The 26395-nt window shown below is 49.9% G+C and carries 22 protein-coding genes; 16 read left to right on the top strand and 6 right to left on the bottom strand.

The window, feature by feature from the left end:
- Position 1 precedes the first annotated feature (1 nt).
- Positions 2 to 1231, bottom strand: coding sequence for an AGE family epimerase/isomerase (locus tag A3848_RS09505; RefSeq protein WP_074084711.1), 1230 nt, complete (start codon positions 1229 to 1231; stop codon positions 2 to 4).
- 80 nt (positions 1232 to 1311) lie between these two features.
- Positions 1312 to 2262 (bottom strand): glycoside hydrolase family 113, encoded by a 951-nt coding sequence (locus A3848_RS09500; RefSeq protein ID WP_074084710.1) that lies wholly within the window; start codon positions 2260 to 2262, stop codon positions 1312 to 1314.
- A gap of 275 nt (positions 2263 to 2537) precedes the next feature.
- Between A3848_RS09500 and A3848_RS09495 the strand changes: the two genes are divergently transcribed.
- From A3848_RS09495 to A3848_RS09475, 5 genes are all read left to right on the top strand, one after another.
- Positions 2538 to 3299, top strand: a complete 762-nt coding sequence (locus A3848_RS09495; RefSeq protein ID WP_074084742.1) for a response regulator transcription factor — start codon at positions 2538 to 2540, stop codon at positions 3297 to 3299.
- Between the two features lie 391 nt (positions 3300 to 3690).
- On the top strand, positions 3691 to 5064 hold the full coding sequence (locus tag A3848_RS09490) for an ABC transporter substrate-binding protein (RefSeq protein ID WP_074084709.1): 1374 nt from the start codon (positions 3691 to 3693) through the stop codon (positions 5062 to 5064).
- 126 nt (positions 5065 to 5190) lie between these two features.
- Positions 5191 to 6072, top strand: a complete 882-nt coding sequence (locus tag A3848_RS09485; protein ID WP_074084708.1) for a carbohydrate ABC transporter permease — start codon at positions 5191 to 5193, stop codon at positions 6070 to 6072.
- A gap of 5 nt (positions 6073 to 6077) precedes the next feature.
- Positions 6078 to 6911 (top strand): carbohydrate ABC transporter permease, encoded by an 834-nt coding sequence (locus tag A3848_RS09480; protein ID WP_074084707.1) that lies wholly within the window; start codon positions 6078 to 6080, stop codon positions 6909 to 6911.
- A 60-nt stretch (positions 6912 to 6971) separates the two neighbouring features.
- Positions 6972 to 7997 (top strand): glycoside hydrolase family 130 protein, encoded by a 1026-nt coding sequence (locus A3848_RS09475; RefSeq protein ID WP_074084706.1) that lies wholly within the window; start codon positions 6972 to 6974, stop codon positions 7995 to 7997.
- On the opposite strand, the gene A3848_RS32220 is transcribed toward A3848_RS09475, so the two are convergent.
- Entirely contained in the window at positions 7994 to 8143 is a 150-nt protein-coding gene (locus A3848_RS32220; protein ID WP_178381949.1) for a hypothetical protein, read from the bottom strand. The genes A3848_RS09475 and A3848_RS32220 overlap by 4 nt on opposite strands.
- A gap of 399 nt (positions 8144 to 8542) precedes the next feature.
- Here A3848_RS32220 and A3848_RS09470 point away from each other — a divergent pair, with 399 nt between their 5' ends.
- The 3 genes from A3848_RS09470 (at position 8543) to A3848_RS09460 (ending at position 11754) form a co-directional block, all read left to right on the top strand.
- Complete coding sequence (locus tag A3848_RS09470; RefSeq protein ID WP_074084705.1) at positions 8543 to 9502, top strand: acetylxylan esterase; 960 nt, start codon at positions 8543 to 8545, stop codon at positions 9500 to 9502.
- Positions 9503 to 9511: 9 nt separating this feature from the next.
- Positions 9512 to 9715 carry a methyl-accepting chemotaxis protein gene (locus A3848_RS09465; RefSeq protein WP_074084704.1) on the top strand — a complete coding sequence of 68 codons (204 nt, stop codon included), beginning with the start codon at positions 9512 to 9514 and terminating at the stop codon, positions 9713 to 9715.
- A 242-nt stretch (positions 9716 to 9957) separates the two neighbouring features.
- Positions 9958 to 11754: a peptidoglycan D,D-transpeptidase FtsI family protein gene (locus A3848_RS09460; protein ID WP_256702257.1), complete on the top strand. Its 1797-nt coding sequence runs from the start codon at positions 9958 to 9960 to the stop codon at positions 11752 to 11754.
- On the opposite strand, the gene A3848_RS09455 is transcribed toward A3848_RS09460, so the two are convergent.
- The gene (locus tag A3848_RS09455; RefSeq protein WP_074084702.1) at positions 11715 to 12914 is read right to left on the bottom strand and encodes an AI-2E family transporter; all 1200 of its coding nucleotides are present in this window, start codon (positions 12912 to 12914) and stop codon (positions 11715 to 11717) included. The genes A3848_RS09460 and A3848_RS09455 overlap by 40 nt on opposite strands.
- 243 nt (positions 12915 to 13157) lie before the next feature.
- On the opposite strand from A3848_RS09455, the gene A3848_RS09450 reads away from it, so the two are divergent.
- The 4 genes from A3848_RS09450 to A3848_RS09435 all read left to right on the top strand — a co-directional run bounded on the left by A3848_RS09450 (position 13158) and on the right by A3848_RS09435 (position 18703).
- The gene (locus A3848_RS09450; RefSeq protein ID WP_074084701.1) at positions 13158 to 14537 is read left to right on the top strand and encodes a polysaccharide deacetylase family protein; all 1380 of its coding nucleotides are present in this window, start codon (positions 13158 to 13160) and stop codon (positions 14535 to 14537) included.
- Positions 14538 to 14710: 173 nt separating this feature from the next.
- Positions 14711 to 16339, top strand: a complete 1629-nt coding sequence (locus A3848_RS09445; RefSeq protein WP_074084700.1) for a spore germination protein — start codon at positions 14711 to 14713, stop codon at positions 16337 to 16339.
- Between the two features lie 14 nt (positions 16340 to 16353).
- Positions 16354 to 17571 (top strand): Ger(x)C family spore germination protein, encoded by a 1218-nt coding sequence (locus tag A3848_RS09440; RefSeq protein WP_256701729.1) that lies wholly within the window; start codon positions 16354 to 16356, stop codon positions 17569 to 17571.
- Positions 17572 to 17608: 37 nt separating this feature from the next.
- On the top strand, positions 17609 to 18703 hold the full coding sequence (locus tag A3848_RS09435; protein WP_074084698.1) for a GerAB/ArcD/ProY family transporter: 1095 nt from the start codon (positions 17609 to 17611) through the stop codon (positions 18701 to 18703).
- Positions 18704 to 19062: 359 nt separating this feature from the next.
- On the opposite strand, the gene ilvD is transcribed toward A3848_RS09435, so the two are convergent.
- Both ilvD and A3848_RS09425 read right to left on the bottom strand, forming a co-directional pair.
- Positions 19063 to 20748 carry a dihydroxy-acid dehydratase gene (ilvD, locus tag A3848_RS09430; protein WP_074084697.1) on the bottom strand — a complete coding sequence of 562 codons (1686 nt, stop codon included), beginning with the start codon at positions 20746 to 20748 and terminating at the stop codon, positions 19063 to 19065.
- 302 nt (positions 20749 to 21050) lie between these two features.
- Complete coding sequence (locus tag A3848_RS09425; protein ID WP_074084696.1) at positions 21051 to 22091, bottom strand: acyltransferase family protein; 1041 nt, start codon at positions 22089 to 22091, stop codon at positions 21051 to 21053.
- A gap of 205 nt (positions 22092 to 22296) precedes the next feature.
- Here A3848_RS09425 and A3848_RS09420 point away from each other — a divergent pair, with 205 nt between their 5' ends.
- The 4 genes from A3848_RS09420 (at position 22297) to mgrA (ending at position 25843) form a co-directional block, all read left to right on the top strand.
- Complete coding sequence (locus A3848_RS09420) at positions 22297 to 23037, top strand: alpha/beta hydrolase (protein WP_074084695.1); 741 nt, start codon at positions 22297 to 22299, stop codon at positions 23035 to 23037.
- A gap of 33 nt (positions 23038 to 23070) precedes the next feature.
- Entirely contained in the window at positions 23071 to 23841 is a 771-nt protein-coding gene (locus A3848_RS09415; RefSeq protein ID WP_074084694.1) for an HAD family hydrolase, read from the top strand.
- Positions 23842 to 23871: 30 nt separating this feature from the next.
- A complete protein-coding gene (locus A3848_RS09410) occupies positions 23872 to 24609 on the top strand; it encodes an NAD-dependent protein deacylase (protein ID WP_074084693.1) in 738 nt (245 codons plus the stop codon).
- 229 nt (positions 24610 to 24838) lie between these two features.
- Positions 24839 to 25843, top strand: coding sequence for an L-glyceraldehyde 3-phosphate reductase (gene mgrA, locus A3848_RS09405; protein WP_074084692.1), 1005 nt, complete (start codon positions 24839 to 24841; stop codon positions 25841 to 25843).
- The last annotated feature ends 552 nt before the right edge of the window (positions 25844 to 26395 follow it).

The raw sequence follows: 26395 nt of genomic DNA, 5'->3' as shown, positions 1-26395 counted from the left end.
TTTATTTTGTCTCCTTTATAGTGGATGTTGAGGTAAGGCGTCCGATCATTTCAAAGCAGGCTCTGCTGTTATGATATGGACATTTCCAGGCGCTGACCTTGGGTGCATGGGCCAGCGGCTGCAGGGCTTCGTCAATCCCCCAATACCATTCGCCATACTTGTGGTCGACGATATATTTGTCAGTGAACGCCCAGGCATTCTCGGCAGCTTCCAGGAAGCGTTGATCACCCGTCAACTGGTACGCATTATAAAAGCCCACAATGGCTTCAGCCTGCGGCCACCAGTCTCTGGACTCTTCAGACTTGTCAATGAATCCACTCTTGTCCGCTTCATTCCAGATTCCGCCATCCTCAGCAATACCCTCAGCAAGCACGGCGTCGGCCATGGAAATAGCTACCTTGCGCACACGCTGAAGCAGATCTTCATCTCCAAGCACTTCTGCGGCTTCAACCAGCAGCCAACTGCCTTCGATATCGTGGCCAAAAGATATGCTCTCGGATTTGACATGCCATTCTTCGTCCAGGAACAGGTGGAAGTGTTTGCCTTCAGCATCAATGATATGCTCCAGCATCGTTTCAATCAGTTCAGCCAGCTTGCTCTTCAGCTCTTCTGATTTCCATACCCGGTACAGTCCGGTGTAGCCCTCCAGCACATGCAGATGGGTATTCATTGATTTCTTCTCGTTCATATCCTTCGAGCTGAGACTCAGATTATCTGTCATTTGCCATTCACGGGACAATGCTTCAATATAACCTTTATAAATGGGATCATAGCCGTACTTCTCTACCATATGGAACAGGTCAACTGCTTGCTGCAGCGCATCAGCACGTCCCGTTGCATGGTGGAATTCAGCAAGCGCATAAATGGCAAAAGAATGGCCGTAGATTTGTTTTTTCGGCTGGGAAGGGACTCCATGCGCATCCACCATCCAGAACAAACCGCCATGCTCTTCATCTATGAAATGCTGGTTCAGATAGTCGAAGGCACGTTCAGCCATCTTTAAGTATTCAGCTGTGCCATACAGGCGGTAAGCGCTCGCAAATGTCCATAGAATCCGCGCATTGAGCACAAGGCTTTTCTCGGCACCGGCAATGACATTCATCTGGTTGTCGATCTCGCCCACAAAGCCGCCATGTGCTTCATCCAGTGTGTGTTCCATCCAGAAGCGCAAAATATTGCCCTTCAGCTCTTCCTCCAGCTCGTTCAGCCATACCTGAGGTGAATTCTTCATTTTGTGGTTCACTCCTTAAAGTTTTGTAAGCATCTGCTTACAGCATTACTTCGTACAAAACCCGCTTCGGAAGCAAAAACTTAAGCGGTGGTCTTGGAGCTGTAATACTCCTTAATAACACCTGCCGCCGATTTCCCGTACATGCAGTAATCATCGTTCTCTGCTGCAGCCTCCAGTGGATACAGGCGTGCCGGCCAATCCCAGAGCATAAAGCCCTGGACCCAATCCCGGCCCTCACAGCTGCGGAACATGGCCTCATAAAAGCGCTTTTGTTCCTCCTCGCTCGGGTCACCCTTAAGTGACCAGTCGTTCGGGATGGCTGCACTGCCGGTGCGGCTTGGGCAGCCTGCTTCCATGAAGAAGAAGGGCTTGCCGCAGCGTTTCACCACTGCCTCAATCCGGTCAAGCTGTGCTTCCCAGTCCAGCTCGGGGTAATAGCCACTGGAGGAAATTACATCAAGGGCATCCCACCAGGTCACATTGTCCTCTTGATACTTGTCGCAATTATAAGTAAGGATTCCGCTGTACACTGTGCGGACTTCAGCAATCAAGGCCCGCCACTCCGCAGCCCGTCTGTCAGACATGACCAGCTCGCAGCCGATGCAGAACATCTCGCAACCGCTTTCTTCTGCAATCGCGGCAAAATGCAAAATAAAGGCAGTGTAAGAACTGAACCAGTCCGACCATTTGGGCTCGCAGGGAACATCCTTATCGAAGAAATTGATGTGAGCGCGCCAAGTGCCGTCTGCACAATTCACAATCGGTTTCAGGCATACCTTCAGACCAAGCGACTGCGCCTTGCGGATTGCCCATAAGACCTCATCGTCGGTAACTGTGGGTTTATCCGCATAAGGAATTTCCGTGGATTGCGGAGTAGCCTGAACCGCACTGAAGGCGATAGCCGTCCAGTTCGCTCCAGTGACCGATTTCATAAGCTCCATTGAAGCTTCAGCTTCTTCATTTGCCCAGGTCCCGCGTGTGCCCATGAAACCCCAAGTAACGCCTCCGACATATTCATTCTGCAGTGACATCTCAGTAACCTCGCTTTGTCAGAATAGTAGGATAAAGGGATCGAAACATTTAGGCGTTTTGTTATCTTGTTATTACTAATTTGTTATTTAACAATAACAAGAATATAATTTAGTTATAACCCTTTTCGGGAGTGATTTCAAGGGTAAAATGGGTAAAGTAAATTCAAGACTAGAAAAGTACAATAGAGCACATATGCTAATGAGAAAATGAAGCTTATAATTGATAATGATAGCGCAAACATTTGTGGATGCGACTAGACTGGAGGCGATTTGTGGTGATCAGGGTCATGATTGCGGACGATGAGGAAGTGATTCGCCGCGGGCTTGAGAAAATCACTTCCAGAATGGATTTGGAAGTTGAGGTTATCGGTTCCTATGGCAATGGGCTGGAGGCCTGGAATCATCTCCGGGATCTTAGCCAGAATGATATAGACCTTCTTATTACAGATATTAAGATGCCAAGAATGGATGGCTTCAAGCTGATTGAAGAGGTGAGAGGGCATCTGAAGCAACTCCCCATAGCGGTATTGAGCGGGTTCAGTGAATTCGAATATGCCCGCCGGGCTATGCGGCACGGAGTACTCGATTATTTGCTTAAGCCCATTGAGAAGGCCCAGTTGTATGATTTGCTAAAAAGTGTGGAAGAGAACAAAAAGCTTCAGCTTGCAGAGGCAGAGCCGGAAAGTGCAGTGCAACTGGCCCCCGAGGGTGGGGAGCATTATGTGGTTGAACAGACCAAAAGCATTCTGGAGAAGGAATACGGCCATAACTTTGAACTTGAACGGTTGGCGGAGACGGTGGGTATGAACGCGAGCTATATCAGCCGGTTGTTCAAATACAAGACAGGCCAGACGATTACAGATTATCTGATAGGCATTCGCATCGCCAAGGCCAAGGAACTGCTGATCGGTCAGCCGGATTTGAAGAATTACGAAATTGCTGAACGGGTCGGCTACAGTGATCCGGTATATTTTAATAAGCTGTTCAAGAAAATGTGCGGCATGACGCCGAAGGATTATAAGAGCCGCTGCAGATAGTGAGGAGTTGCCGAGATAATCATGGCAGAGAAAATCTTATATTATAAACTAGCTCCGCAGCAAAGCGGGGCTATTCTGCGTGCATCGAGTGAAGGGGGACTCCCTGCAATGGGGGAGATTCCCTTTTTCTTCATATAATGATAGATAACAAATTGGATGTATAAAAAACAAAAATAACAAATTGAAGACCAGAAAAAACAATTGAAACCATCGTTTTGGGGTTGGTAACGATTTATAATGTGTTTGTAAGCGATAACATCATCACTTTTCAAACGAAATGGAGAATTAACTGATTTTTCTGGAGTATAATCGTTAATCTGTGGTGCTTGTTGTTATTGTTTTGTTATTATTCGGTTCAAGGTTCAAAATGAAGAGAGGGGTCAAAAAAACAATGAAGAAGACCAAAGCAGTTACTAGTCTGGCAGCACTGACACTGATGGCGGGTTTGTTCGCAGGTTGTTCATCTAACAACAATAACACAGACAATGCTGCAGCAACCAATGCAGGCAATACTGGAACAAATACCGAGGCGACAACAGCGCCTGAAGGTGACGCAGCCAAGGATATCAAAGGGGATATCACGGTCATCACACAAAGAACGGATATTGTTGATACCGTATTCAAAGACTATGCAGCCAAATTCAATGAGAAATATCCGAATGTCAAAGTAAACTTCGAAGCGCTGTCCAGCTACGAGGATCAGATTAAAATCCGCATGAGCACAAATGATTACGGCGATGTTCTGCTGTTGCCTACAAGTGTAGCCATTAAAGATCTGCCGGACTTTTTTGAACCGCTGGGTAAAATGTCCGATCTGGAGAAGCAATATACCGGGCTGGAAGAACGCAGTGTAGATGGTATTTCTTACGGGATTCCGATCACGGTTAACTTCTCCGGTGTCATCTACAACAAACAAGTATTCAAGGATGCCGGAATTACTGAGATTCCAAGAACTTTTGACCAGTTCTCTGCTGCACTGAAGAGCATCAAGGACAAGACGGACGCGGTTCCTCTCTACACGAACTATGCTGCCGGCTGGACACTGACACAATGGGAAGCGGATCTGGCTACCGTAGCCGGAAATCGTGATTATGTGAATATCGGCCAAGTGGCATCGGATGATAACTTCGTTAAAGGCCAGCCGCACTATGACTTGTACAAAGTATTGTATGACGCTGCCAAGAATGGCCTGATTGAAGAAGACCCTACAACTACGGACTGGGAATCTTCCAAGGCTGACCTGGCTAACGGCAAAATCGGTACCATGATGCTGGGATCTTGGGCAATCGGTCAAATCAAAGGCCTGGCAACCAACCCTGACGATGTAGGCTTCATGCCTTTCCCGACCAACGCCGACAAGGTTCTGGTTCCGCTGTCTGACGACTATAACCTGGGTGTAAGCATCCACAGTAAAAATAAAGAAGCTGCAAGAGCTTGGGTGGACTGGTTCATCAACGAATCCGGCTATCCTACCACTGAAGGCGGCGGCATGAGCCCGGTAAAAGGCGCTGAGCTTCCGGAAATCCTGAAACAATTTAATGGCACAGATGTAACGTTTGATACGATTGCCCCTGCAAAAGCCGGTGAAGAGGGCTGGGTTGATGCCATCGACAAAGAAGCTGAAATCGGCCTCTGGCAGCCTGACTTCAAGAAAGTGATCATCGAAGCGGCGATTGGCAACAGAAGAGATTCCTATGACGACATTATGAAAGACCTGAACGATAAATGGAAAGCTGCAAGAGCCAAAGTAACGGCAGCTAAGTAAATTTTGATTAAACGCAGGAGTGAAGACAGATTGAAGAGAACGGGGGGATGCCGGCAGCGGCGTTTTCCCCTTCACTTTTGCGGTGTGGAGAAGGATTTGGAGTGCTAAGCAGTCTTCTTAGGAGGTGTGGAGAGATTGTCCAACTTAAGTTATAAAAATCAGCGGATATTAATCATTGTTTTATTCTCATTAGTTCCGGTAGTTCTGTTGCTGACGTTCTCATATTTGCCTGTATTCAAAATGTTCCAGTACAGTTTCACAAGCTGGAATGGTCTAAGCAAAAACATGGAGTATATCGGCTTTGACAACTACAAGACCATTTTCACCAAACCGGAGTATTTCGCCGTATTCAAGGTGAGCTTGTATTATTTCTTCGCCACCTTCGTCCAAATGGGGCTGGCGCTGTATTTTGCCACGATCTTAAGCTTTAATGTCCGTATGAAGAACTGGTTCAAAGGAATTCTGTTCTTTCCGACACTCTTGAACGGTGTGGCCATCGGATTTATTTTCCTGTTTTTCTTCAAGCCGGAAGGCACCCTGAACACCATCCTTGATCTCGTCGGACTTGGAGCCTGGCAGCAGAAGTGGCTGCTTAACCCCCATCTGATCAATATCTCGCTCGCCTTTGCATCGGTATGGAGATACATGGGAATGAACTTTATCATCTTCCTTGGAGCGATATCCTCCATCGGCAGTGATATTTACGAAGCCTCTGAAATTGACGGAGCCAACCGCTGGCACCAGTTCAGACACATTATTATTCCGAGCATCAAACGGATTCTGCAGCTCAATCTGATCCTCGCGGTAAGCGGAGCGATCGGTGTATTCGAAATTCCGTATGTCATGACCGGTGGTTCCAATGGCAGCGGTACATTTGTCATCCAGACCGTCGATGTGGCCTTCAAATACAGCAAGCTGGGTCTTGCTTCGGCAATGGCCGTAGTGCTCCTGGGTATTGTTGTTCTTGTCACCATTCTGCAGCGTGTTCTGATTAAGGAGGAGAAGTAAGAACTATGCATACTTTAAAATACAACGTAGCCTCTTTCTTCAAATACCTCAGTTTGATTTTGGGAGCGCTGATGGCCCTTATTCCGATCGCTGTCGTCTTTTTCGCTTCATTAAAAACGAATGAAGAGTATGCGACAACGGGTCCGCTTACCCTGCCGGAGAACTGGCTGAATTTCGCTAACTATACCAAAGCTTTTGTGGACGGGAATATGCTCCTGGGCTTCTTGAATACTCTTATTATTGTAGTCATTTCTATTGCCGGTGCTACACTTACCGGATCGATGATGGCATACATTCTGGCACGTTTCCGGTTCAGGGGCAGCAAGCTGCTGATGGGCGCTTTTCTGCTCGCGACGCTGATTCCCGGAGTTACGACACAAGTAGCCACCTTCCAGATCATCAACTCGCTGGAATTGTTCAACACCCGCTGGGCACCGATTCTGATGTACCTGGGTACGGATATTATCGCCGTCTATATATTCATGCAGTTCCTGGACTCTATATCCGAATCGCTTGATGAATCGGCAATGCTGGATGGAGCTTCATACTGGACGATTTACTGGAGAATTATCCTTCCGCTCCTGAGTCCGGCCATTGTAACGGTAATTATTGTGAAGGGCGTAAACATCTACAACGACTTCTACACCCCTTTCCTGTATATGCCAAAAAGCAGCCTGCAGGTGGTCTCCACCGCGCTATTTAAATTTAAAGGTCCGTATGGTTCACAGTGGGAGGTTATCTGCGCCGCTATTATGATCGCCATTATCCCTACACTGATAGCCTTCATAGCTTTGCAGAAGTATATTTACAACGGTTTTGCCCAAGGGTCGGTAAAATAAAATCGGTTCTTCATTTAAAATAATCGCAGCACTGCTGCACTCACGGAGGGAATTTTACTTATGAAAGAAGTTAAGTTGATAGCAAGTCAGAATATTCCGAATATACCTTGGCAGGACAGACCGGCAGGCAATGATAGTCCGGTATGGAGACACAGTGATAACCCGGTGATCAAACGCAACCCGGCTAAAGGCGTGGCACGTATTTTCAACAGTGCGGTTATTGCCTATGACGGCAGCTTTCTGGGGGTATTCCGTGTAGAGGATAACACTACCCGTCCTCATCTGCGCATGGGCCACAGTGCAGACGGCCTGGACTGGAAAATTGACGATGCACCGATTCAGTTTACAGATGAAGCCGGTAATCCGTACATGCCTCGTTATGCGTACGACCCGCGTCTGGTCCAAGTCGAAGATACCTATTACATCATCTGGTGTACGGATTTCTACGGTGCCGCGATCGGTGTTGCCAAAACCCAGGATTTCAAAACCTTCGTCAGTCTGGAAAATCCGTTCCTGCCGTTCAACCGCAATGGCGTGCTGTTCCCAAGAAAAATAAACGGCAACTTCGTGATGCTGTCCCGTCCGAGCGACAGCGGCCATACGCCTTTTGGCGATGTGTTCCTGAGCGAAAGCCCTGACTTTGTATACTGGGGCAAACACCGTCATGTCATGACCAAAGGCGGTCAAGGCTGGTGGCAGAGTACCAAAATCGGCGGCGGCCCTGCCCCTATCGAGACCACCGAAGGCTGGCTGATGTTCTATCACGGCGTTACCGGAACCTGCAACGGCCTCGTATACAGCATGGGTGCTGTCATCCTGGACAAGGATGAGCCATCCAAGGTCAAATACCGCTCCAAGAACTTCGTGCTGACACCGGAGGAATGGTACGAAGAAAGAGGCTTCGTGAACAACGTGCTCTTCCCTTGCGCCACCCTGAATGATGCTGAAACCGGCCGGATCGCCATCTATTATGGCGCAGCAGACACCTATGTTGGCGTTGCTTACACCACTGTTGAAGAAATCGTCAACTACGTAATCGAAACCCATGAGGAAGTCGGCGACGACGCCGGTTTGGGCAAGATCTAAAACGGTGCTGATCCAAGGCTTTCGGTAACGAAGCTAACCGTATCATGAAATACTGTGCGGTCAGCGCAGCTAGCCTGTGCGACCAGCGCAGCCAACCTTTGCAGCGAGTGGCGGCCATCTCTGTGGCCGCCACGTTGCTGCATCAACCCAAAACCCATGCTTAATGGGTTTTTCATTTTGTTTTTGATCTAAGGTTTTTGATCTTAAGGTTTTGATCTTAAAGGTTTTGATCTTAATGGTTAAATCCGACGTATTGGATTTAACTTGTTCTTGCAAACCCCTGTTGGTGGATGGGGAGTGGGGAGTAACGGAGGGGAATGTTGAGTGGAGAAGCGGAGCGTTCGCCTGAAAGCTTTCCGAAGGAAAGCTCGCTTCGAAAGCATATGCAGTTCCCGGATTTCTACCGCCTGGCGGTACAAATCAGGAAATCCGGGAACAACAGCGATCGGAACCAACATTCCCCGCAGTTACGCCGTACACTCCCCATGCCTGCAACCAACGCATTTTGCCAACACAATTCAATCCAACCCTTAGGAGGATTTCTTATGTCCGAAAGATCCCTGCCCCAACTAAAAGCCTACCAAGGCTCCAGCCCGAAGCCTGCCGATTTCGACTCCTTCTGGGAACGCGCCCTGGCTGATCTCGATACTCAGACGATGGATTACGAACTGGTACCTGCGGAGTTTACCAGCGAGCTGGCGGAATGCTTCCATCTGTATTTTACCGGAGTAGGCGGTGCCAAAGTGCATTGCAAATACGTGAGACCGAAGAAATCGGAACAAGTGAAAGGACCAGGCGTGGTCATGTTCCACGGCTATTCTTGCGATAGTGGCGATTGGATGGAAAAGGTTACCTACGCCGCACACGGCATCAGTGTACTTGCTATGGATTGCCGCGGACAGGGCGGTTTGTCCGAGGACAACCTTACGGTCCTGGGCACAACCATACGCGGCCATATCATCCGTGGAATCGATGATCCGAGTCCGGACAAGCTGTACTACCGGAACGTATTCCTGGATACCGTCCAGACGGCACGGATTCTAATGAATATGTCCGAAGTGGACCCGGCACGGGTTGGCGCATTCGGCCTGTCCCAAGGCGGCGGGCTTACTGTAGCCTGTGCTGCCCTTGAACCACGGATTAAGCTGGCCGTTCCGGTCTATCCGTTCCTTTCTGATTATAAACGGGCATGGGAGCTGGATATTACCACTTCCGCCTATGAAGAGATTAACTATTATTTCCGCTTTTTTGATCCGCATCATGAACGGGAAGAAGAGATTTTCAACCGGCTCGGGTACATCGACATTCAGAATCTGGCAGGCCGAATCCAGGCCAAAGTGTTGTGGGTAACCGGACTTGTGGATACGATCTGTCCACCTTCGACACAATTCGCAGCATACAATAAAATCGCAGCAACAAAAGACCTGATGGTATATCATGAATACGGTCATGAGTATCTTCCATATCTTTCCGATCGGACGCTGCAGACCTTCATGACCTTGTAACGGGAAGCCGTGCAAGATTATCGTAGATCTGGCGCGGCTGGTGCAGGTGAAGCTGGCAAGGGATTCACAGTGGTGGCCGATGAAATCCGCCAGCTGTCTGAACAGTCCAAGCGCTCCATTGCCATGGTAGCTGAAATTATCAATAAAATCATGTCGGATATGAATGAGACGGTAGCTGCACTATCGGATGAAAGAAAGACTTTCGAAGTTTAATGTACAGGCAAGGTGCAAAGGCTGTGGGCTGATGCCTATATCTGAACATTTCAAGGAAAATACGCCTCTTTCCAATTGGGAAGGGGCGTATTTTTGCATGCAGGAAGCGGAATGGAAATGTCCTTACGAAAGGAGAGATGTGGGTGGAGCCTTTTGACCGCTGCAGGTAATATATCCGCCATGTGGGCATAATAGATACCATGAAGTTCTTAGTGAGTCAACAAACATCAGGAGGAATGGCTTTGCACAAGCTTGCTCATAAACGTATCATTTGGGGTGCGCTCATCCTGTGTATTTTGTTGGGGGTGTTGATTCTAAGGCTTGCATGGGTCCAACTGCTGCTTAAGGACCGTAAAGTTCCGGGGGCGGAATACACTATGGCCCAAATGGCTGCCATTCAGAGCGAGCGGGAGATGGTGCTGGACAGCGGCCGTGGCCGTCTGTATGACCGCAGTGGGCAGCCGCTGGCGGGTGAAACCGTGTGGACTGCGGCTTTTTTTCCGCAGGAGGAGGCTGAAGCTGCGGCGGACAGCGAGGCGGGTAAGGAACAGCTGCAGCGTCTTGCCACTGTACTGGGTGTGACCTACGAGCAGCTTCAAGCAAGGCGCAAGGGGCTAAAAGAACCGCTGCTCTGGCCGTCCGGCAGTGGCAAGAATCCGCTGGAGCTGACCCCGGGACAGGCTGAAGCTGTGGAATCACTTGCCATCGGCGGTGTGCGGGCGCTTCCGTTTGCCCGCAGGTATGAAGGGGAAGAGACTGGGCGCCAGTGGCTGGGGTACATGTCAGAAGCTTCGGCAGCTCAGTTGGAGAAATCGACAACGGGTCTGAGAGTTCCAATGACGGGAACCGACGGGCTGGAGAAGACGCTTGAACCCCTGCTGCAGGGGGTGGGCCATACCGAAGTATATGCGCAGGTGGATGCGCGGGGGAACCGTCTTCCGGGTAGTCCCCTGAAGGTTAGGGCGCCGGGGAATCCGTATTATCCATTGTCTTTGTATACAACAATAGATAAGCAGCTTCAGGAAGGCATTGAGAAGCTGGTTATGAAATCCGGAATTAAGGAAGGCGCAGTTGTTGTGCTGGATACGAAAAACGGGGATATTGAGGCCATGGTGTCATTCCCATTCTATAATCCGGGGCACATCTCGCCTGAGGGTGGAGAGTGGAATAACCGGGCGCTGCAGGCGGCGGTGCCTGGCTCGATCTTCAAGATAGTTACAGCTGCTGCGGCACTGGAGGCCGGAGTAACCTCTCCCGAAGAGAGGTTTTATTGCTCAGGACATTACGGGAAATACGGACTCTCCTGCCGGAAAGGCGAAGGACACGGCTCCCTTACCCTGGCGCAAGGGTTCGCCGTGTCCTGCAATACCGTATTTGCTTCGTTGGCTGAGCGCCTGAACGGGGCGCAGCTGGAGTCCGCAGCCCTTGCTCTGGGGCTGGGCAGGGATATCAGCTGGCAAGCGGAGAATACGCTTGGCCTGCCGCTCCTCCGTCCGTTGTCCGGAGAGCAGCCCGGAAGCATCTTCACCACCCTGCTGCCGGATGACGGCGGGGCCAGGGTACAGACAGCGATCGGCCAGCGGGATGTCCGGGTTACACCGCTGCAGGCAGCTAATCTGTTAGTCACGCTGCTGCATGGTGGTGAAGTGCGGGCACCGCGTATTCTGCAACGGGTGGCATTTGCCAACGGGCAAACGCTCCAGGAGCTGCCGTCGCATCTGTCTCCGGTTCGGCAGGGCAGAATCTCCCCATCGACAGCCCGGGTGCTCCTGTCCCTAATGCGCAAGGTTGTAACGGATGGAACGGGCAAAAGCCTGCTGGGCACGAAGTGGCCCGTAGCAGGCAAGTCAGGGACAGCTCAGACATTGGTGAAGGGTGTGTCTCGCAATAACCAATGGTTCATCGGTTATGGGCCGGTCGGCCATCCCAGATATGCTGTATCCGCTCTGGTAGAGGATGTGGCTCCTGGGAGTCCGCATGCGGCCACCCGGCTGTTCGGTCAGGTGTTTGAGCTCCTGTCGGAATCTACGGGAGCCTGAGCTCCGTCCCCTTCCCCTGAAACCGCTGCTCCTCCCGGTGTTGAAGGTTCACCGGAGGCAGCAAATGGCGAGACGATGAACTCTTCCTGCGGCAGGAAGATCCAGCTTTGGAGATAGCCCTGCTGTAACAGCTCTTTGAGCAGAATGAGCAGGATCGGCGAGAGGATTAAGCCCGCAAATCCGAAGAGAGAGCTCGACAGAATCACGAACGACAGCATCAGGAACGCCGAAGATACACCGATGGAATTACCTGTGATCTTGGGCTCCAGCAGCTGCCGCACAATCAGCACTACTACAAGCAGCACAAGCAGCCCAATGGCAAGCGAAGTATTTCCGACAATGAACAGATATACAATCCAGGGAATCAGAATCGTTGACACCCCGAGCAAAGGAAGCACATCGAACACGGCACAGACCAGTGCCATGGTGATTTCATTGCCGCTCCTAAGAATAAAGAGTCCGACCAGAACAATCACGAAAGTAATGCTGATCAGAATCAGCTGCGCTTTGAGATAGGAGCCGATTGCTTTGAAGACATTGCCCTGCAAAAAGGCGAAAGCAGTCTTGAAAGTCTTCGGCATTTTGTCATGAGCGATTTTGCGCCAGTCTTTAATTTCCATACTGAGAAAGAAGGCTAAAATAATGGCAATGCCGAAATTAGCCATAAATGACGAGAAGGAGCCAAGAACTCCGATCATATATTTAAGGAAGATCACCAGCCAGCCCGAAAGAACATTGGTGGCCTCTTTGAAATAACCGTTGATTTTGTTAGTAAGATCTGGCGGGAGCGCATCGACCTTATGCTGCAAATAAGTGGTTGTCTCAGCAAACTGCTGCTGGACTATATATGTATACCGGGGCAGATCATCCTGGAACTGTAACGCTTGCATCGTAATGAGAAGTCCGGCGCCGAACAAAACGCCCAGCAGTACAATCAGGAACAGGATCACCGAAATGGCGGAGGCAAACGATTTGGCAATTCCCCGGCGGTTAAGGAAACGGGCCAGCGGCTCGATCAGAAGAAATACGAAAAAGGATAAGAATACAGGCGCTGCTAAGCGGTAAAGCATACTGAAAGCCAACATAACAAGATACACTGTCAGTACGACCAGACCGATGTCGAAGAAGGTGCGCCAATATTTTTTGTACAGAGGCAGCATAGGTATAAACGACTCCTTTTTAGATAAATTTACAAATTTAACTTGAATTCATTGTACACGATTTTAACAAAAAAGCGTCTATTTCTTTGATACCTGTGTTAAAATAGGGGGTAACGTTTTTTCGTGGGACTCTGCCTACCTAAAAACCGCGAGTCATACTTTACTCTACTTGGCCGTATCACAGAATCTGCTTGCAGACGTATAGGCGAGCCAAAGTCAACTCTGGAAAAGCGGGGAATTTATATGCAGACTTTGCTGCTCTGGTTATTTTACATTTCATCCTTCTATGCATTTATCCCTGGTATGATCAGCCGGATATTTGGATATCGTGTCTTTCGCAAAGGGACCGGCCGTACTGAATTTGCCCTTACCTTTGATGACGGGCCAGACCCGCGGTATACCCCGGTTTTGCTTGATTTGTTGAAGCGTTACGGGGCTAAGGCTACTTTTTTTGTTGTCGGTTCCCATGCGGAGAGCAATCCGGAAATTATCAAGCGCATGCATGAGGAGGGGCATTTGATCGGGATTCATAACTACGTGCACAAGACAAACTGGCTCATGCGTCCGCCTACCGTGAAACGCCAAATCCAGCGCACCGACGATATCATTTACAGCATTACCGGTGAACGGAGCACCTATTACCGTCCACCCTGGGGAATCGTCAATTTATTTGATTTTTCCAAGCGCCGTCAGGTGCAGATCGTGCTCTGGTCAGCCATGTTCGGTGATTGGAAAGAGAAGGTTGGCGCGGACCGGCTGACGGAGAAGCTGATCAGCAAGCTGAATCCGGGCGAAGTCATGCTGCTGCATGATTGCGGTACTACGCTTGGTGCGGATCTGAAAGCGCCTGAACATATGCTGATTGCCCTGGAACGGATGCTCCAGGAGGCGGAACGGCGCGGGCTGCACAGTATTCGGATCGACGAAATGATCAAGGGGGGGCAGAGTTCTCCCATTCAGCGGATTTCTTTTGGTAAAAGACTGATTGTCGGCTTGTGGCTGGCATGGGAGCACCTTTTCCAACTAATGTTCCGGCTGAAGACCCTCTCTCCGGCAGATCCGTTCCTGCATTACCGCATACGCAAATATCAGGGTGAACCCGTGCAGATGGAAGGCGGGGAGCATCTAAGTAAAGGCGACAAGGTGATTGAGCTCCATATCGACAACAGGCAGTTATTCGAGCTCGGCATGCATTCCCGTTCCTCGGCGCAGCTGGCGATCCGTATGATCCGCCGTATGGAGAAGGATATGCCGGTGCTTGCGCAGCGGATTGCTGCAGATGTGGACCTCGCTGAAGCGAAAGCGCTGTACGGTGTAAGTATGATTAACCGCGGGCCGGAGAAATTCGGGTTTATGGTGCTGGATCTGCCAAACGGCTGGTTTGCCCGGTCAACCAAGTTCTACCTGAGTATTCTGCTGAGTGTCATTCATCCTGCTGGAGGGGCAAGGCTTAAGGAACGGAGCGAGGTACTGGTTCCCAAAATGATGCTGATGCCCATCTCCCAGCTTCTGGACCAGATGAATCAACAGCGTCCGCAGAAACAAGTCAAGCCGCGTGAGCGGGTAAGGGAAGAAGAGATGACCCTGGAAGCCGAGCTTCCCGCAGCCACGGTCGTACATTAGCAACTCGTAACATAATGAAATAGCAATTATAAGCTTCAGTGGCCTTTGGGTCCTGGGGCTTTTTGATGTTTCTGCATGGGTTTCTGTCAGCCTAGCGGTTTGTTTATGGATGTCCTGCTATGCATACAATGGCGAATCACCGCAAATAGTATACACAGGGGAGGAGGCTAGTTATGCTAAAAGACTGGATTAAAAGTGTATTGAAGCCAGCGAAAGGTTCCAGCCAAGATGTGGAGAAGTCCAAACATCAGGCCTTGAATGAGCCTATAAATACATCATTAGCCAGTACCCTAAGCACTCTTAAAAAGAGACTGGGTCAAAGCCCTGACTTTACCATCCGGGACTTTTCCGGTGATCCTGATCCTGAGCATACCGGACCTCTTGCTATTTGTTATATTGAAGGGCTAATTGATCCAGGTCTGTTATCCGATCTTATTGAAAGTTTAGTTAAAGAAACTGCACACACACCCTCTAACCGGTTAGAAGAGTATCTTGCTGCTTCTTTATTAAAAAAGACGCTGCCTGCAGGAAATATTCAAATCATTGATTCGCTAAATCAGATCTATCAAGCTGTCCTTACAGGCAATGCCGTCATTGTAATAGACGGGTTACAATCTGCTCTGGCCGTTTCCATTGCCGGCGGGGTAAGAAGGGCCGTGGAGGAACCCACTTCACAAGGTGTGGTCCGGGGGCCGAAAGAGGGTTTTACAGAGGATATCTCAACCAATATTACTCTGATTAGAAGAAAACTGCGGACACCTGATCTTAAGTTTGACAGCCATATTATCGGACAATATTCACAAACCACTGTAATTGTAACCTACATAGAAGGAATTGCCGATCTCGGTGTGGTTCAGGAGATCACTAAACGGCTTCAGACCATTGATACCGATAGTATCCTTGAAAGCGGCTATATCGAAGAATTCATTCAAGATGCGGCGCTCACTCCCTTTCCCACAATGCTAAATTCAGAACGCCCGGACACCGTTGCCGGAAGTCTTTTAGATGGACAAGTAGCTATTTTGGTGGATGGGACACCATTCGCATTAATCGCCCCGGTAACTTTTTATAACTTTTTCCAGACAGCGGAGGACTATTACCAGCGCTACGATATTTCTTCTTTTTTACGTGTGATCCGATTGATATCGTTCCTGGTATCCTTGCTGCTTCCTTCCTTATTCATTGCTTTGACAACGTTCCATCAAGAAATGATTCCTACGATCCTGTTAGTAACTCTGGCTGCACAACGGGAAGGGGTCCCATTTCCAGCACTGCTGGAAGCATTGCTGATGGAATTAACTTTTGAAGTGATTCGTGAAGCAGGCGTCCGGATGCCCCGTGCGATTGGTCCTGCTATATCCATAGTAGGAGCTCTGGTTATTGGGCAAGCGGCTGTGGAAGCAGGTCTGGTCTCGGGAGCAATGGTAATCGTTGTTTCCTTTACGGCGATATCCAACTTTGTCATTCCATATTTCAGTATGGCAACTGCTGTACGATTATTGCGCTTTATTCTCATGCTGCTGGCAGGAACTCTCGGTTTATTCGGGATCATGGCAGGGGTTGTTCCTATTTTAGCTCATCTGCTCTCTCTTAAGTCGGTTGGTATTGACTATCTATTGCCATACAGTCCATTTTACAAGTCAAATATGAAGGATCTAATTATTAGGGCACCCTGGTGGGCAATGAAAACAAGACCTAATTTAAAATCAGGAACGAATAAAAAAAGACAGGCTTCTCATCAATATCCTGTCGGTTCGAATAATATTGTCCGCAACTCAGACGAGCCTGAACCCCATGCGTAAAGGAGGAGATGTATGTGCACCGATGCCGGGTAATTGCCATTTTGCTGGTTACAGGTCTAATGCTTGCGGGGTGCGGAAACCGTATTGAAATGAACGAATTAGGCATCACAACAGCAACGGGATTTGATGGACATCAGGGGGACTGGACCATTACTTACCAGGTCATCATTCCACCGGCAATGTCTTCCGGTGCAGGCGGATCATCCGGCGGGGCCGGATCTCAAGCTGCTGTGCATACCTTCTCTGCACATGGCAAAACCATCAGAGAAGCTTTAGCGTCCAGCAGCCGGGAAAATCCGCGTAAGCTGTATTTTGCACATACTAATATTCTTATTATTGGCAAAGAAGCAGCAGAAACCGGAATTGAAGAAATTCTAGACACGTATTATCGGAATCCGGACGCGCGGGAAACCGTTAAAGTCTTAATAGCCAACGGCGTAGCCAGAGATTACTTGAATAAGCTGATTCCCCCGGAGAAGCTTCCCGGCAGAGCGTTATCCAAAATACTGGAAAAAAATAAGCAATTAAGTTCATATTATCCTTCGGTATCCGTACACGAATTAGCGCTCGGCATCAGCTCGGACAGCGCTGCCGCCGGAGTTCCACAAATATCCATTAAGGGCACTGACAGCTCAAGTTTGGAGTCAGCAAGTGTATTTCAAAAGACCTCTACCAGCAGCAACTTAGAAATTTCCGGGTTAAGCGTCTTCCACAAAGCAAAAATGGTTGGAACTCTGGACCAAAACGAGAGTTTGGGAATCTCCTGGCTGACCAATCATATCCATTTAACCACAATAAGCTATAACAGTAAGGATGCTACCGATGTGTCCGCATTCCTGGTTCGTAACGCTAAGGTTAAAGTTACTCCAGTAAAAGGAGCCCTGCATTATACATTAAAAGTTAAGGCTAAAGTGGTTGTAGGTGAGTTTTTGGAGACCACAACCCATGAAGATCTTTTAAAAACGCAAAGTATAGGCAAGCTGGAGCAGCGGGCAGAAGAGATCATCCGCTCGCAAATCCTGGAAGGCTGGAAAGCTGTACAGCACTTAAAAATCGACCTTGTAGGAATAGGCAATAAAATCCACCGTAAATCCCCTAAGGACTGGAAAAGATTAAAAAAAGATTGGCCCGGAGAAATAGCAAACATGGACATTGACATCGATGTAAAAGTGAACCTGAAACGGCCGGGTTTATTTCAAAGTTCATTTAGCCGGTTACTCGAATCCGAATAGGATTAATGATTACACCCCTAAACAGGAGATGAAATAAATGAGCCAACGCAACTCAATTCGGCTATCAGAGCTGGCTATATGTATTTCATTATTCGAGGTAGGCAGTACAACTTTATTTTTTATTGGAGGGGAAGCTAAGCAGGACGCCTGGTTAGCCATGCTGGTAGGGGCATTAGCCGGCCTATTTGTACTCCTGATGCATTTAAGTATTCATCATCAGGAACCTCTTCTAGATCTATTTTTATTGTTTCGGCGTTATATGGGGAAGTATCTCGGGACATTCATAAATCTTTTGTTTGTGGGCTATTTCTCGTATGAAGCTTCACGGAATTTACGCGATTTTGGCGAAATCACTGTAATGACATTGTTAAACCAGACATCACTGTGGATTATTATGCTGATCGTCATCCTTGTTGTATCCAATTCGATCCGTTATGGATATAGAGTAATGTTCCTGATGTGTGTCATTTTTTTTCCTATTGTGTTAGTTAGTTATGCCCTAATCAGTATTCTGATTCCTGTCACGGGCCTCTTCCACTTTGAATTTATGTTTCCAGTTTTGGAATCCGGGTGGAAGCCCGTGCTAAATGCGGCTTTACCGGAGATTGTCTCTTTTCCGTTCGGACAAACTGTATTATTTCTTGTGTTTTATCCCTATGCCCGCACAGGAAAAGGACTCAACAGAGCTGTGATTATCAGTTATGTGCTTACGGCACTCTCACTAACATTCATTAATCAATTGAACATTTTTGTTTTGGGTCCAAAGATTGCACTATACAGCACTTTGCCACTTCTGGAGACCGTTCAATTGATTGACTTGGCAGAAGTATTTGAGCGGCTGGACGCTCTATTTACCTTACTGCTTTTTCTTGGATTAGGTGTGAAGATGGGAGCTTTTTTTAATGGTGCCGTAATCGGACTCGAAAAAATAACGGGTATTTCTTATAAAAAGTGGGTGGCCCCGGTAGCCATTCTGACTTTCGGATTGGCCTTCTTATCTCCAAACTATACCCATCATATCGTTACAGGCCGAAGAATTGTCCTGAATTATGTTTTTCCAGTTTTTCAGATCCTTCTACCCTTGTTGCTGCTTATCATCATCCTTATCAGAAAGCGGACAAAGCAGGATTAACGTGAGCACTTGGGTGTACGCTCCCCGAACGAAACGTTGTTCCAATCGCTGTGCTCTCCAGATTTTTTTCATTCCCCTTAGCGGTGAAAATCCGGAGACCAAGGCGACCGCTACCGCTTTTCCACAATCATTTCGTTCTCTCCGCTGTTTAAGCGGGATATGTACCTTTCACTTGCCCACAATCTAATGAAGCAAGCCGCAAATGACCAAAAACGCAAAACAGCGATCCTCCGATAACCGGAGGATCGCTGTTTTTCTGCCTTTTTACTCTTACAAGTGAATAAGTCGCTGTCTCTGTTGTAGGAGTATCCACTTATGAGACAGCCTGGTTTTATAGTACGCTATCCTTTAGAACAATATTAAATCTTCAGCACGCCGCCCTTGCTGGCATTGGTAACCAGCTTGGAGTAGCGGGCCAGATAACCGGTTTTCACCTTCGGCTCAAAGCCTTTCCAGCCGGTGCGGCGGATAGCCAGTACTTCTTCATCAACCAGCAGCTCGATCTTGCGGTTGTTGAGGTCAAGCTCGATGATGTCGCCGTCCTCGACAAAGGCAATCGGTCCGCCTTCAGCGGCTTCCGGCGAGATATGCCCGATGCTGATTCCGCGTGAAGCGCCTGAGAAGCGGCCATCGGTGATCAGGCCTACCTTAGCGCCAAGACCCATACCGACGATCTGCGAGGTTGGAGCGAGCATTTCCGGCATGCCTGGTCCTCCCTTAGGACCTTCATAACGGATAACAACCACATGCCCTTCCTTGACCTTACCGTTGGCGATACCTTCCAGCGCCTCTTCCTGTGAATCGAAGCAGATGGCGGGACCTTTATGGTAGCCGCCAACAGAAGCATCTACAGCACCGACTTTGATGATCGAGCCTTCAGGAGCAAGGTTGCCGTAGAGGACAGACAGACCGCCTACTACGGAATAAGGATTGTCCAGCGTATGAATAACACTCGTATCCTGGATCTCATGCCCTGTGACATTTTCAGCCAGTGTTTTGCCGGTAACCGTCATGCAATCCCCAAAGATTGCCCCCGGTTTCTTGAGCAGCTCGTTCAGCACGGCGCTTACGCCGCCTGCCCGGTCCACATCCTCGATGAAGATATCGGATGCCGGAGCCAGCTTGGCCAGGTAAGGGACGCGGTTGGCAACTTCATTGATGCGTTCCAGCGGATAATCAATTTCAGCTTCCTGAGCGAGTGCCAGCGTGTGAAGCACAGTATTGGTGGAACCGCCCATCGCCATATCCAGTGCAAAGGCATTGTCGAGTGATTCCTTAGTTACGATATCGCGAGGTTTCAGATCCAGCTTGATCAGCTCCATCAGCTGAGTCGCTGATTTGCGTACGAAGGCTCTGCGTTCTTCTGCTACGGCGAGGATAGTGCCGTTACCCGGAAGGGCGAGGCCCATCGCTTCAGCCAGACAGTTCATGGAGTTCGCTGTGAACATCCCGGAACAGGAGCCGCAGGTCGGACAGCCGTATTGTTCAAGTTCAAGCAGCTCAGCATCGTTGATTTTGCCGACCTGGTGAGCGCCGACGCCTTCAAATACGGATGTGAGTGAGAGCTTTTTGCCCTTGCTGTCTACACCAGCCTTCATTGGCCCGCCACTGACAAAGATGGTCGGGATATTCACGCGCAGGGCGCCCATCATCATGCCCGGGGTGATTTTATCACAGTTGGGGATGCAGACCATGCCGTCGAACCAGTGTGCGGAAACGACAGTTTCCAGAGAATCGGCAATGATCTCGCGGCTTGGCAGGGAATAACGCATCCCGATATGCCCCATGGCGATACCGTCATCGACGCCGATTGTGTTGAATTCAAATGGAACGCCGCCGGCTTCACGGATGGCTTCCTTGACGATTTTGCCGAATTCCTGCAAATGCACGTGGCCGGGAACGATATCGATATAGGAGTTGCAGACCGCGATAAACGGCTTGCCAAAATCCTCCTCTTTTACGCCTGCTGCCCGCAGAAGACTACGGTGCGGAGCGCGGTCAAAGCCCTTTTTGATCATGTCTGAACGCATTTTCTTGTCTGCCATGATGATATTCCCCTCCTAATTAAATGTAAACCGGATATAGTGTCGCATTAACGCATTACAATCCCAAAAGCTGCGTATCTGCGGTTTATAGAAGGAACGGGGTCCAGCTTCTTGCGGAAACAGAAGGAGGGCGAAGCCGTTTCTATAAAATATCAGCGGATATAATACGAACGTTATTAGAGAGTCTATCACAAAAGGCCTCATTTTTCTACCGGACAATGTGAAGTTTGTCGAGAGGAGACCCCCTTGCAGGACGTGAAAAAAAGCCCATCCCGGAGGGGAAAGGCTTATTTGGAATTATGTTACAGTGACCGGCGCAGGGCCGCACGCTGCAGGGTAATCATCCAGTCTACAGAAGGCTCGACCAGGGGATGAAGCACGCGTTTGACTGCTGGCTGGGCCAGAAGAACCGTGAAGGAGACAGCACAGAGCAGCAGGGCCGAAGCTCCGGCGGCATTGTCAAGATACGTGTAAATCCCTGACACGGCAGCAAGGCGGACCACAAAACCGTGCAGCAGGAAGACATAGAGGGTGCGGCGGCCCCAGTCCGTCATCCGGCTCAGCCGGTAAGGCACCCATCCCAGAAAAGCGAGGGAGGCGGCAAGCTGCAGTCCGTACATTCCCAGCCGGTACACTCCCGCATACCATTCAGGAGCATCAAGCTGCATATAGGTCATGCTGCCGTACAGCCAGCCCAGGGGGAGTTTTGAACCGAGCATGCCCAGAATCAGGAGCAGCAGTACAGATGCGGCAGCGGCAGCGATTTTGACAGTTTTGGTATAGATCCGGGCCAGCGCCTCGAAGGAGAAATGATAGCCGATGACGAAAAACGGCAGATAGACAAAGGTACGGCTGATGCTGAACCAGACACCGTCTAGCTGCAAATAGCCGACCGCGACACCAGCAGTAACCGCGAAAATGATTTGTGCGGCTTTGCTCCATCTGCCCATGCCGAGCATCAGGAGGCGCCAGCAGGCATGACTAGCCAGGAACCATAGCAGCAGATAAGGAGCGAAGAAGGAGTGGTGAATATTGGATACGCGGAAGACGGAAACGTCCAGCGCTGAATACAGAGTCTGAAAAATAAGGTATTGTAGTCCAATCTGAAGCAGAACCTTGCGGCCAGCGGCTCCAGTGAGGCTTTTTCCGGCAAAATAGCCTGTTACGAGTACGAACAGCGGCATATGGAAGCTGAAAATCCACAAATACAGGCTGTGCATTCCGCTAAGGGTGCCAATCAGAGGCTCAATCGCATTGCCGGCAAATACGGTGACAATAAGCATGAAGCGCAAGTTGAGAAAAAAGGTTTCTCCGCGTGCTGCGAGCGAGCTTTCCCCTGCCATGAACTAACCTCCAATTTGGTTGCGTTTAGCAAATTACTTTAATTTTAAAATACAAGATTTCTGTAAAAACAATTGTGAAATACATCACAATACTACCTATAGTAAGCGCTATCATAGCGGATAATTGTGGCGATGTCTTGAAGGTTGTTTGATTTCATTGATTCCTCTATAATTTTCTGTATGCAGTAATCGGGAGTGAACACCATTGAGAAAAAAAATAACCAAGCGCCGCGTTCTTTTGGGGATTCTTATCATTCTGGTTGCGGCGGGTTTTTGGGTATGGAGATATCTGACACCTTACACACCGGGAATAAGGGCTGAGAATGCACTGGTCTCCGCAGGTGGTGTCAGCGTGGAGCAAAATGATAACTGGATTTCGTTTGAGCCTTCCGTCACGTTCGGAACGGCTGTGATTTTCTATCCGGGTGCGCTGGTTAAAGCGGAGGCTTATGCTCCCCTGGCCCAAAAAATCGCCGCTGCGGGGCATCCCTTCTACATCGCCAAAATGCCGCTTAATCTCGCAGTGATCAAAAGCGATGCCGCCGAAGAGATCATCCGAGTGCATCCGAAGCTGTCATTTGTGCTGGGCGGCCATTCGCTGGGCGGGGTTATGGCTTCACGTTTTGCTGCAGAGCATGCAGACCAGTTGAAGGGCGTGTATTTTCTGGCCTCCTATCCGGATGAGAAAGGCAGTCTGAAAGATACAACTTTATCTGTTTTGTCGGTTCTGGGCACCGAGGATCAAGTGGTTGATCAGGCTAGCTACAATAAAGGACGTTCCTATCTGCCAAGCAATACCGTATATTATTCGGTCAAAGGCGGGAATCATGCCCAGTTCGGAAGCTATGGCAAGCAGAAGGGTGACGGGGAAGCAACCATCTCAGAGGATGAGCAGCAGACGCTTACCGCACGGTCAGTGCTGGATTGGCTCGGCAATCTGCGTTAACCCATATCCTGTCCACAGGAAAGGAGCCGAAGAATGGCCGTACTGCATGTAAATGGGTTAGCTGTACCCTGCAAGGGTATATTGTTCGATAAGGATGGCACTCTGCTTGATCTACTCGCTACCTGGGGAACCTGGGCTAACCTGATGCTGGAAGGACTGGAGAATCAACTCGCACTTATTGGAAAAGAAAACCGCCTGGGCTCAGGCATCGCCAAGGTGCTGGGCACGGTCCATGACGCCGCGGGGAAAGTGATCGGCTATGACCCTGCCGGACCGCTGTCCATGGCTACCGCAGAGGAGACGGGCGGCATTCTGGCCTGGCAGCTCTATTCAGCAGGAGTTCCTTGGAATGAAGCCCTGGCCCGTATAACGGCCATCGGCAAGGAAGCGATGAACGAGCTGCGCCGCCGCAAGTCGGCACAGCCGTTGCCCGATCTGCTGCCTTTTCTGCAGCAATGTGCGGCAGCTTCATTGAAGCTTGGCGTAGTCACCTCCGACGGTTCTTCTACCACCGGGGAGCAGCTGGAATGGATGGGGATTACGGGTTATTTTGACACTGTGGTTACGAGAGACCGTGTGACCCACGGCAAGCCTGCGCCTGAAATGGCGGAGACTGCCTGCCGGGAGCTGGGCCTCAGACCTGCAGAGACGGTTATTATCGGCGACAGCAATGCCGACATGCAGCTCGGCAAAGGCGCAGGCCTGCGGCTGTCCGTTGGCATATCCCCAGCCGGGAGCACCGCCCATTTACTGGATGCGGATACTGTTATCTCGGGTTTTCATCAGCTTCGCCTCACAATCTGAGCTATATATAGAAAGGATGCGTGCAGACTTATGGATTCATTGCAGACACTGGTTTCCTGGATCAAGGACAGCGGCAACATCGTTTTTTTTGGAGGCGCCGGCACATCCACGGAAAGCGGGATTCCGGACTTCCGCTCGGCGGCAGGTCTGTATAGGGAGCAGCATAATTCGCCTTATCCGCCGGAGGTGATGCTGAGCCGCAGCTTTTTCATGTCCTCACCTGACATATTTTTTGACTTCTACCGCAGTAAAATGATTCATCCCGAAGCGAAGCCGAATGGTGCGCATCTGCTGCTGGCGGAACTGGAGCGCGGCGGCAAGCTTAAGGCCGTTATCACGCAAAACATCGACGGCCTGCATCAGCTTGCCGGAAGCCGGCGCGTGCTGGAGCTGCATGGTTCCATTCACCGCAACCATTGCATGGATTGCTCGCTTCCGTATGGGCTGGATCAGGTGCTTGCAATAAAGGACATCGTTCCGAGCTGCCCGGCCTGCGGCGGGATTATCAAGCCGGATGTGGTGCTCTATGAAGAGGAGCTCGATCATGATGTCCTTATGGAATCTGTCGCGGCCATCGCGGCTGCAGATCTGATTATCATCGGAGGTACTTCGCTTACTGTGCAGCCGGCCGCCAGCCTGATTACTTATTTCCGTGGCCGGCACACAGTGCTTCTGAACGGAGAGCCGACCCCGTATGATCATAAGGCAGACCTGATCTTGACGGATCGTATCGGCGAAGTGACGGGCAGAATACAGAAGTTGCTGTAGCTCTCAGCAAACGCCATACGGTCGCTGTAATCCATGCTGCATGATCCTGGGAGATTACATTGATCCCGGGAGGTTTAAAATAGGGTATAGAACGTGAACTTGAGAATGCTGGGCCTATCATTGCGGCGGAATGCCTTGTTATTTAAGGCGATTTCGCAATGATCGTTATCCATTCTCAAGTTCATCTTGTATTGCGCGACATCAGCGAAACGAGAGGCAGGGATGGATAATGGTATATGTGGCTAGCGACGAACGGTATGAAGGGATGCGTTATAACCGTACAGGCAAAAGCGGCCTCAAGCTTCCGGCAATCTCACTGGGACTCTGGCATAACTTCGGGGGGATCAATGCCTATGAGAATGGCCGGGACATGATCACCCGTTCCTTCGATCTTGGAATTACCCACTTTGATCTGGCCAATAACTACGGCCCGCCTGCGGGGTCTGCGGAGGAGATGTTTGGCAGGGTGCTCGCCCGCGATCTGGCACCCTACCGTGATGAGTTGATTATTTCAACCAAGGCGGGGTATTATATGTGGCCGGGTCCTTATGGGGACTGGGGTTCACGCAAGTATATGCTGGCGAGCCTCGATCAGAGCCTGAAACGGCTGGGGCTGGATTATGTGGATATATTTTATTCGCACCGTCCTGACCCGGAGACGCCGATGGAAGAAACGATGGGGGCACTGGATACTGCTGTCCGTTCCGGCAAAGCGCTGTATGTGGGGTTGTCCAACTACACAGCGGAGCAGACCGTGGAGGCCGTACGTATTCTGAAAAACCTTGGCACACCGCTGCTGATCCATCAGCCCCGTTATTCCATGCTTGACCGCTGGATCGAAGGCGGCCTCCAGGACGTGCTGGAGGAGCACGGCGTCGGCAGCATCGCCTTCACCCCGCTCGCACAAGGCCTTTTAACCAATAAATATCTGAACGGCATTCCCGATGATTCTCGGGCAGCAGGCCCGTCCGTATTTCTGAACGAAAGCCGGATTACACCCGAAGTGCTTCGCAAGATCCACGCGCTCAATCAGCTTGCCGTCTCGCGCGGCCTGTCCCTGGCGCAATTCGCACTACTCTGGACCCTACGCGGCGGGAGAGTCACTTCCGCGCTGATCGGCGCAAGCCGGGTCAGCCAGATCGAGGAGAACATTGCCGCATTATCGCATGGCGAGTTCTCACAAGAGGAGCTGGACCGGATCGAAACGATCCTGAAGACGGACAGCGAGTCCTGAGAACAGCCGCTTTTATAATCATCTGCACTCACATAGCAAAAGCCCGCTTCCTGACCGGAAACGGGCTTTTGCTGCAATCCGATGAGAGGCACTTGCTGCGGAGTGCCGTCTCAGAATAGTGCTGATGGAAGAAGATCCGTGGGGGAAGTGGAAAAAGTAGACCTGATTCGAGACATTTGGCCATTCAAGCGGCAATAGTGGGAATAAGTAGACCTAATCTGCTCCATATCAGGTAATTATCCTCATTTGGCTCAAAATAGGTGTATAAAATCCACTAAGCATCTGGGCGAGGTAGAATTCTGCAGATTAGTGATACAAATTCCAACTTAGCACTTATCGGGTGCTGGATGCAGTCGAGTTGGTCTGATCAACGCACCGGATCGTTCCAAACTTCTGCTGCGCGCCATCCGTGGGCCTACTGGCGCCTATCCAGCAGCTTTCTGCGTCGCATCCAGCGGCCTAATGTTCGCCCTATCCAGTCCCTACTGGCGCCATCAACAGCCTGCTGCGTCCCATCCAGCAGTCTACCAGCTTGCAGGCTCCGGCCTGCAA

The sequence above is a fragment of the Paenibacillus sp. P32E genome (assembly GCF_001909085.1).
In the GTDB taxonomy this organism is placed as follows: Bacteria; Bacillota; Bacilli; order Paenibacillales; family Paenibacillaceae; genus Paenibacillus_AQ; species Paenibacillus_AQ helianthi.
The sequence above is the reverse complement of the archived record's forward strand: the minus strand, read 5'-3'. Positions and strand labels throughout refer to the sequence as shown.

Coding starts and splice junctions, on each gene's coding strand:
- A3848_RS09505 (WP_074084711.1), bottom strand. CDS start 1,231: ATGAAGAATTCACCTCAGGTATGGCTGAACGAGCTGGAGGAAGAGCTG.
- A3848_RS09500 (WP_074084710.1), bottom strand. CDS start 2,262: ATGTCACTGCAGAATGAATATGTCGGAGGCGTTACTTGGGGTTTCATG.
- A3848_RS09490 (WP_074084709.1), top strand. CDS start 3,691: ATGAAGAAGACCAAAGCAGTTACTAGTCTGGCAGCACTGACACTGATG.
- A3848_RS09480 (WP_074084707.1), top strand. CDS start 6,078: ATGCATACTTTAAAATACAACGTAGCCTCTTTCTTCAAATACCTCAGT.
- A3848_RS09475 (WP_074084706.1), top strand. CDS start 6,972: ATGAAAGAAGTTAAGTTGATAGCAAGTCAGAATATTCCGAATATACCT.
- A3848_RS09470 (WP_074084705.1), top strand. CDS start 8,543: ATGTCCGAAAGATCCCTGCCCCAACTAAAAGCCTACCAAGGCTCCAGC.
- A3848_RS09455 (WP_074084702.1), bottom strand. CDS start 12,914: ATGCTGCCTCTGTACAAAAAATATTGGCGCACCTTCTTCGACATCGGT.
- A3848_RS09450 (WP_074084701.1), top strand. CDS start 13,158: ATGCAGACTTTGCTGCTCTGGTTATTTTACATTTCATCCTTCTATGCA.
- A3848_RS09445 (WP_074084700.1), top strand. CDS start 14,711: ATGCTAAAAGACTGGATTAAAAGTGTATTGAAGCCAGCGAAAGGTTCC.
- A3848_RS09435 (WP_074084698.1), top strand. CDS start 17,609: ATGAGCCAACGCAACTCAATTCGGCTATCAGAGCTGGCTATATGTATT.
- ilvD (WP_074084697.1), bottom strand. CDS start 20,748: ATGGCAGACAAGAAAATGCGTTCAGACATGATCAAAAAGGGCTTTGAC.
- A3848_RS09425 (WP_074084696.1), bottom strand. CDS start 22,091: ATGGCAGGGGAAAGCTCGCTCGCAGCACGCGGAGAAACCTTTTTTCTC.
- A3848_RS09415 (WP_074084694.1), top strand. CDS start 23,071: ATGGCCGTACTGCATGTAAATGGGTTAGCTGTACCCTGCAAGGGTATA.
- A3848_RS09410 (WP_074084693.1), top strand. CDS start 23,872: ATGGATTCATTGCAGACACTGGTTTCCTGGATCAAGGACAGCGGCAAC.
- mgrA (WP_074084692.1), top strand. CDS start 24,839: ATGGTATATGTGGCTAGCGACGAACGGTATGAAGGGATGCGTTATAAC.